General features: G+C 60.5%; 6 protein-coding genes and 1 pseudogene. 4 read left to right on the top strand and 3 right to left on the bottom strand.

From position 1 onward, the window contains the following. Position 1: 1 nt before the first annotated feature. The 3 genes from ASC74_RS20400 to speB all read right to left on the bottom strand — a co-directional run bounded on the left by ASC74_RS20400 (position 2) and on the right by speB (position 4,212). Positions 2–1,570: a purine-cytosine permease family protein gene (locus ASC74_RS20400; protein ID WP_056743525.1), complete on the bottom strand. Its 1,569-nt coding sequence runs from the start codon at positions 1,568–1,570 to the stop codon at positions 2–4. 101 nt (positions 1,571–1,671) lie between these two features. Continuing rightward, on the bottom strand, positions 1,672–3,180 hold the full coding sequence (locus ASC74_RS20405) for an aldehyde dehydrogenase family protein (protein WP_056743526.1): 1,509 nt from the start codon (positions 3,178–3,180) through the stop codon (positions 1,672–1,674). Between the two features lie 27 nt (positions 3,181–3,207). Next, complete coding sequence (gene speB, locus ASC74_RS20410; protein WP_046049331.1) at positions 3,208–4,212, bottom strand: agmatinase; 1,005 nt, start codon at positions 4,210–4,212, stop codon at positions 3,208–3,210. Positions 4,213–4,363: 151 nt separating this feature from the next. Between speB and ASC74_RS20415 the strand changes: the two genes are divergently transcribed. The 4 genes and pseudogenes from ASC74_RS20415 to ASC74_RS20430 all read left to right on the top strand — a co-directional run. Further along, complete coding sequence (locus ASC74_RS20415) at positions 4,364–5,278, top strand: LysR family transcriptional regulator (RefSeq protein ID WP_056743528.1); 915 nt, start codon at positions 4,364–4,366, stop codon at positions 5,276–5,278. Positions 5,279–5,335: 57 nt separating this feature from the next. Beyond that, positions 5,336–6,844, top strand: coding sequence for a sigma-54-dependent transcriptional regulator (locus ASC74_RS20420; protein WP_056743530.1), 1,509 nt, complete (start codon positions 5,336–5,338; stop codon positions 6,842–6,844). A gap of 432 nt (positions 6,845–7,276) precedes the next feature. Next, on the top strand, positions 7,277–7,654 hold the full coding sequence (gcvH, locus tag ASC74_RS20425) for a glycine cleavage system protein GcvH (RefSeq protein WP_056743532.1): 378 nt from the start codon (positions 7,277–7,279) through the stop codon (positions 7,652–7,654). 10 nt (positions 7,655–7,664) lie between these two features. Continuing rightward, positions 7,665–7,951: pseudogene (locus ASC74_RS20430) on the top strand (glycine dehydrogenase (aminomethyl-transferring)); the annotation flags it as partial.

The following is a 7,951-nucleotide window of genomic DNA, read 5'->3' on the forward strand; positions in this document are numbered from 1 at the left end:
ATTATCTCCGGACCGCCGATTCGTTGAAAACGGGCAACGACGGCTTGGTCAACGTGTCGCCGGTGGTGTATTGCGGGGATGTTTTTTCGATGTGCTGGATGACGATTTCTTCGCGCTTGAGGTCGATCGAGCGGCTGAACCAGTAGTACACCAGCCCCGACACGATCAGCCCGACGAGCCAGGCGATATCGATGCTGCCGAGTGCCTTGGCGAGCGGGCCGACATAGACCTCACGCTGCTCGACGCCGTCGTAGATGTAGAAAAACGGGATCATCGAGATGAAGCCGATGGCATACGCCGCAATGCCGCGCAGGCCCCAGCTGCCGTAGATGTTGCCGTGGGGCATGAAGAAGTGCGGGATGGCGTAGCGCCCCTTGCGGACGAAGAAGTAGTCGGTCAGGTTGACCGAGGTCCAGGGCACCAGGAAGTACAGCATCACCACCAGGTAGATGCCCAACACTGACAGGCCTTTGCCCGAACTCTGAATGCTCAGGGCCACGCCCAGTTGCAGCAGGATCACAAAACCAATCGCCAGAATGCGTGCCTTGCGGGTCGGTTCGATGTGCTTGATCGAGTCGACGCAGGTCAGCGTGGTCAACTTCGCGCTGTAGATGTTCATGGCGATGACCGGCAGGAACGCCAGGATCGTGACAACCACCACCACAGTCCCCATCAGTGGCGACACGGTGTTGCCGACTTGCCCAAGGGCCACCAGCACGTCCGTGGAATGCAGGTGATCGGCCAGCCAGCCACCGACAGAGATCATCCATGCGCCGGACAACGAGGCACCCAGGAACACCACCGCGATCAGTTTGCCGCTGGAGGTGTTCTTCGGCAGGTAACGCGAATAGTCGGACACATACGGGGCGTAAGCGATGTTGTAACTCGCCGCTGCCGCGAACTGGGCAATGAAACCGGTCCAGTTGAAGCCCAGCGGCGCCGGGGCTACTTCACCGGCCGCGAGTACCGGCACCGCGGCATCGGGAACCCAGCCCATCAGCACCGCCAATGTCACCAGGCCGTAAAGAGGAAGCGACAGGTACAACGCCCATTTGAAACTGCGGTGCATCCAGTCATGCCCGAGAATCGCCAATACGGCCGCCGGTATCGTCACCGCCACCGCGATCACCGCGGGGTTGAAGCCGAAGAGTGTGTGCAGCCCCTGCATCATCAACACCAGGTTGACGATGTTGAAACCGGCGAACACAAACAGCGTCGCCAGCAGCACCAGGATCACACCGCGATAGCCGAACTGCGCACGCGACTGGATCATTTGCGGCAAGCCAAGGTGCGGGCCTTGCGAGCCGTGAAACGCCATGAACAATGTGCCGAACATGATGCCCAGCGTGCCGGCGAGTGTGGTCCAGAGCGCGGTCAGGCCGACGCTCGGGCCGACGAAGCCGATGGTCATGGTGAAGAAGGTGAAATTGCCGAGGAACCAGAACGGGCCCTGGCTCGACAGTTTATCGGTGCGCTCGCTCTCCGGGATGAAATCGATTGAATGGCTTTCGACGACGGGTTTGTCGTCCAGGACCGACACGCTCAGGGCTGACTTGGCGTTAGTGTTCATGATGGTCTCTTATTGTTGGAAGATCATGACGAGATAACTGCATTCTTTTGGTGTACACCCCTGTGGGAACGAGCTCCCACAGGGTTTGAGTCAGCCATGACTCAGGGGAGCGTGATCCAGACCGCCTTGGTCTCCAGCAGATAATCGAGCTGCTCTGCGCCCAGGTCCTTGCCGAACCCGGACTGCTTGTAGCCACCGAACGGCATCGACGGGTCGAGGGTGCCGTGGGCGTTGACGTAGACCGAACCCGCTTTCAACCGTGGGATCAGGCTGTGCACCTTTCCAAGGTCATTGGAATACAGTGCGGCGGCCAGGCCGTAAGGCGAGTCATTGGCCAGGGCCAAGGCCTCTTCTTCATCGTCGAACGGTGCGGTGACCAGCACCGGACCAAAGATCTCTTCCTGGACGATGCGCATGTCGTTGCGGCAATGGGCAAAAATGGTCGGTTCGACGAAGAAACCGGGCCCCTCGACAGGCTGGCCGCCGTAGACCAGTTCGGCGCCCTCTTGCTTGCCGGTTTCGATGTAGTCGGTCACTCGCTCCTTCTGCAACGCCGAGACCAACGGGCTGATGAAGCAGTCTGGATCCAGACCCGGTGCGATTTTCAGCGTGCGGGTGTAGGCGATCAGTTCGCGCAGGAATTCGTCGTAGACGCTGCGATGAATATAGGCGCGAGTACCGGCATCACACACCTGGCCGGAGTTGAAAAACACGCCGTTGGCAATGGCCCGGGCGGCGGCTGGCACGTCGGCATCAGCCAATACGATTACCGGTGATTTTCCTCCGAGTTCGAGGGTTAGTCGCTTCATTTCGTCCAGCGCGGCACGGCCAACGGTACGGCCGACCGGGGTCGAGCCGGTGAAGGTGAGCTTGTCGATACCGGGGTGCGTGGCCATCGCCGCACCGACCACGCTGCCGCGTCCGGTCACGATGTTGATCACCCCGTCCGGTATGCCGGCTTCCTGAACCAGTTCGGCAAAGCGCAAGGCCGACAGCGAGGTTAGTTCGGCGGGTTTGACCACCACGGTGCAACCGGTTGCCAGCGCGGCGCCGAGCTTCCAGGCCATGGTTTGCAGCGGGAAGTTCCAGGGCACGATGGCGCCGACCACTCCTACCGCTTCCTTGCGGGTATAGGCCAGGTAGTTGCCCGGCAGCGACGGCTCAACGGTTCGACCATGCAGCTTGGTCGCCCAACCGGCGAAGTAACGCAGCGTATCGACCGTGCCCTGGATATCGACATCCCGCGCGAAGGCGACTGACTTGCCCATGTCGATCGATTCGATTTCCGCCAGTTCGGCGGCGTTGCTTTCAATCAGGTCCGCCAGGCGTTGCATCAGCCGCTCGCGTTCCGCCGGTTTGGCTTGACTCCAGGCGCCACCGTCAAACTGTGCGCGGGCGGCTTGCACGGCGCGGTCCAGATCCTGTGTGGTGCCCATCGGAATACGCGTGATCAGGCCCTCGGTCGACGGCTCGATAACATCAGATGTCTGCCCGTCGCTGGCCTCGACAAAGGCGCCACCGATGAACATTTTCTGAACCTTGCTGAGGAAGGTCTGGGTGGCTTCGGATACACCGAATTTCTGCAAATACTGCTTAACGATCGTGTCCATTTTTGTTCCCTCTGTGCGGCGGTCAGATCACGCCGTGGCCGTGGTGGTTTCGCTCATGGCTTGCCGTGCTTGAGCCCGCTCATGAAAGATGAAACCAATGCTGTTAAGCAGCAGTTGCGCCGCCAGAATCGAGGTCATGCCGGAAGGGTCATAGACCGGTGCAACCTCGACCAGATCCATGCCAACGATGTTGCCTTGGCTGCGTTTGGCCAGGGCCTGAATGATTTCCAGCACTTCGTAATAGAGGAAGCCGCCGTGACTTGGGGTGCCGGTGCCAGGGGCGATGGACGGGTCGAAACCGTCGATGTCGATGGTGATGTAGTAGTTGATGTTCTGCGGGATCAACGCCAGCACACCTTCGACGCCGAGGCGGCGCACATCACGGACCGAAAGGATCTTCGAGCCGGCCGCGTGGGCGGCTTCATAGTCATCGCGATTGGACGACGACACGTTGCGGATACCCATCTGGGTCATGCCGACGATGTGGTTCATTTCGGACGCGCGGCGCAGCGGGTTGCCATGGCCGTAGCGAACGCCATGACGCTCATCGACGAAGTCCAGGTGCGCATCGAAGTGGATGATGTGAATCGGGCCACGGCCCTCGAACGCCTTGATCACCGGGGCGTGAACCGAATGATCGCCACCGAGTACAACCGGCATGACACCGGCATCCAGAATCTTGCGCACGGCGTATTCGGTGTTCTCGTTACTGGTGACCATGTCGGTGTGCACGATATCGGCGTCACCCACATCGACCATGCGCACGTCGGCGGCGGTCAGGTACATGACGTCATCTTCGTGGTCATAGGCGCCGGCATGGCCGAAGGAAAACAGGGTCGATGCCTCACGAATGCCACGTGGTCCGAAGCGTGCGCCGGAACGCCACTGAGTGCCCATGTCGTTGGGCACGCCGAGGACCGCCACGTCCGCATCCAATGCATCCCAATCGGTGCACACCGGGGATTTGCCAAAGGTGCAGTGACCCACGAATGGCAGGTTCAAGCGACCGGATTCATAACCGTTGTTCGACATTTCAGGCATCTCCAATTCTTGTTATCAGCTAGCGGACTTGGAAGGCGACCGCCGTTGGAATGACTATGGGCGCAGGTTTTCGTGGAAAAAATGCTAAACATCAGATACTCATATCGGCATTACCGATGCATCCACACGCGGGAGGTTCAAGGTGATCCAGCTACACGATGTCGATCTGAAACTGCTCAGGGTGTTTGCCACGATTGTCAGGTGCGGCGGTTTCTCTGCCGCGCAGGCGGCGTTGAATGCCGGCCAATCAACCATCAGCGAACAGATGACTCATCTGGAAACCCGCCTGGGGGTCAAGCTCTGTCAACGCGGGCGCAGCGGCTTTCGCCTGACCGAGCAAGGCGTGGCGATTCATGAAGCCACTCAACGCCTGCTGTCGGCGGTCGAAAATTTCTGCATGGACGCCGACGTGCTCAAGCAGCACATCAGCGGCAAGCTCAATCTGGGGATCATCGACACCACCATTACCGACCCGGACTCACCGTTGCCGCGCACCACCCAGCGCTTCGTGTCGAGGGGACATGATGTGCACCTGAACGTGTACGTCGGCACCCCCGCCGAACTGGAGGAACGCGTACTAGACGGCCGACTGCACCTGGCCATCGGGCACTTTCCGATCTACGTTCCGGGCCTGTTGCACTCACCGCTGTATCAGGAAGCACTGGGGTTGTATTGCGGGCGGCGGCATCCGCTGTATGGCAGCAAGACCGAGGGCGACGAACTGCTCGAAGAGATTGCCGCGAGCCGGATTGTCGTCAGGGGCTACATGCAGCAGTACGACCTGGAACACCTGGGCGTCAGCAAAGCCGCCGCGACCGTGGACAACATCGAAGCGCTGGCGATTCTGCTGATCTCCGGCGCCTATCTGGGCTTTCTGCCGATGCACTTCGCAGCCCAGTGGATCAAGACCGGTGAGATGCACCAACTGGCACCGACGAGCCTGCAACTGATGTCGCCGTTCGACGTGATCACCCGACGTGGCACGGCCCCGCCGCCGATCCTTCAGGCGTTCCTTGAGGATCTGGCCGCCTGTTCGCGCACCACCGGCAACACCTGACAGACGCGGCGCGTGCCGGTCATACTCATTCTGTTTCGCAACCCTTGCAGGCCACCTATGCGCATCCACGTCACCTTCATCGACCGCGTCGGCATCACCCAGGAAGTGCTGGCCCTGCTCGGTGGGCGCCGTTTCAATCTGGATGCCGTCGAGATGGTGCCGCCCAACGTTTACATCGATGCACCCACCCTCGGCGCCGATGTTCTGGAGGAGTTACGCGAGGCCTTTCTTGGCGTCCAGGGCGTGCAAGCGGTGACGATGGTCGACATCCTCCCGGGGCAGCGCCGACGCTTGCAACTCGATGCCTTGCTGGCGGCCAGCACCGACCCGGTGTTGGCGGTGGATGAGCGCGGTCATGTGCTGCTGGCCAATCCGGCGCTGATTTCGCTGTGCGGCCGGGAGCCTGCCGGTGAACCGCTGACGGCACTCTTCGATGATCCCTCCTTGCAACAGACGTTGATCGAACACGGTTATCGCCTGCCCATGCACGAGGTCAGCCTCGGAGGCCAGACACTGCTGCTGGACGCCATGCCGATCACCGATGCCGGCGCCCTGCTGACCCTGTATCACCCGAACCGCATCGGTGAACGGCTCTCGGCGCTGCATCATGACCATGCCGAAGGATTCGATGCGCTGCTCGGCGAGTCCCCGGCGATTCGTACGCTCAAGGCCCGCGCCCAGCGCGTGGCAACGCTCGACGCACCGCTGCTGATTCAGGGCGAAACCGGCACCGGCAAAGAGTTGGTGGCGCGTGCCTGCCACGCGATCAGCGCACGGCATGACTCGCCCTTCCTGGCACTGAACTGTGCGGCACTGCCGGAGAGCCTCGCCGAAAGCGAGCTGTTCGGATACGCCGCGGGCGCCTTCACCGGCGCCCAGCGTGGCGGCAAACTCGGCCTGCTGGAACTGGCCGACCAGGGCACGGTGTTCCTCGACGAAGTCGGCGAAATGTCGCCCTACCTGCAAGCCAAGTTGCTGCGCTTTTTAAGCGATGGCTGCTTCCGTCGAGTGGGTGGCGATCGTGAGGTCAGGGTCAACGTGCGGGTCCTCAGCGCGACCCACCGTGACCTGGAGAAAATGGTCAGCGAAGGCAGTTTTCGCGAGGACTTGTTCTACCGCCTCAACGTGCTCAATCTGCAAGTGCCACCATTGCGCGAGCGTGGTCATGACATCCTGTTGATGGCCAACCATTTCATGCAACAGGCCTGCGCGCAGATCCAGCGTCCGGTCTGTCGCCTGGCGCCCGGGACCTTTCCGGCGCTGCTCGGTAACCGCTGGCCGGGCAATGTGCGGCAGCTGCAGAACGTGATTTTCCGCGCCGCCGCCATTTGCGAAAATCCACTGGTGGACATCGACGACCTCGACATCGCCAGAACAGCGATGGAGCGACGAAACGACGGTGAGGTTGGCAGCCTGGAGGATGCCGTCGAAGGGTTTGAAAAGAATTTGCTGGAACAGCTCTACAGCAGCTATCCCTCCAGCCGTTTACTGGCGGCACGCCTGCAAACCTCGCACAGCGCGATAGCCATTCGTTTGCGTAAGTACGGCATTCCGAACAAGCAATGAAGCCATTGCCGGAGCACAATTCCATCACCAACACTTAACCCTGTGGGAGCGAGCTTGCTCGCGATGGCGTAGTTTCAGGCGACACCTATGTTGCCTGTCACACCGCAATCGCGAGCAGGCTCGCTCCCACAGGGGATATGCATCAGGCAAAATGTCTGCAAATCGATACAGCGTATCGATTTCAAGACAAATCCCTCTCGACGCGTCTGGCCCGGGCTTCGCACCCTCCTCCATGAATGCCTGTATTGATTTCAATACGGCAGCTGCACGTCAACCCTGCTAGAAATATCTCAAACCATTGATTTAAAACAAATAAACAACATTGGCACCACCCTTGCTATCAACCCTCAAGCCACGCTCGTTGCCCGGCACGAGCCTGCCCATCGTCATCCGCCACCAGCAGTGGATGAGTCTGAACAATGAGGAGTTGATATGAGCGAATTGCGTTTTACCGTCGATCACGAATGGCTGCGTCTTGAGAGCGATGGCCTGATCACCGTGGGGATCACCGCTTATGCCCAGCAAGCGCTGGGCGACGTGGTCTTCGTTCAGGTGCCTGAATTGCGCACCTTCGGCGCTGGCGATGAGGTGGCGGTGCTGGAGTCGGTGAAAGCCGCCAGCAGCGTGTACATGCCGCTGGACGGCGAAGTGGTCGAGGTGAATTCGACACTCGAAAACTCTCCCGAATTGATCAACGAAGACGCACTGGGTGAGGGCTGGTTCTTCCGCATGCGCCCCAGCGATGCCAGCGCAATGGACGCCCTGCTCGACCAAGCCGCTTACGAGCGCCTGACCCACGACGACGCTTGAGGACTTCAGCATGACTAACTTCCTCGACACCCGTAATGAATTCATCGCCCGCCACATCGGCCCGCGTGCCGGCGACGAGCAAGCCATGCTCAACAGCCTGGGTTTCGACTCGCTGGAAGCCCTGAGCGCCAGCGTCATCCCCGACAGCATCAAGGGCACCAGCGTCCTCGGCCTCGAAGACGGCCTGAGCGAAGCCGATGCCCTGGCCTTGATCAAGTCCATCGCCGGCAAAAACCAGCTGTTCAAGACCTACATCGGCCAGGGCTACTACGGCACCCACACGCCGTCGCCGATCCT

The organism is Pseudomonas sp. Root329, assembly GCF_001424925.1.
Classification (GTDB): Bacteria; Pseudomonadota; Gammaproteobacteria; order Pseudomonadales; family Pseudomonadaceae; genus Aquipseudomonas; species Aquipseudomonas arabinosi.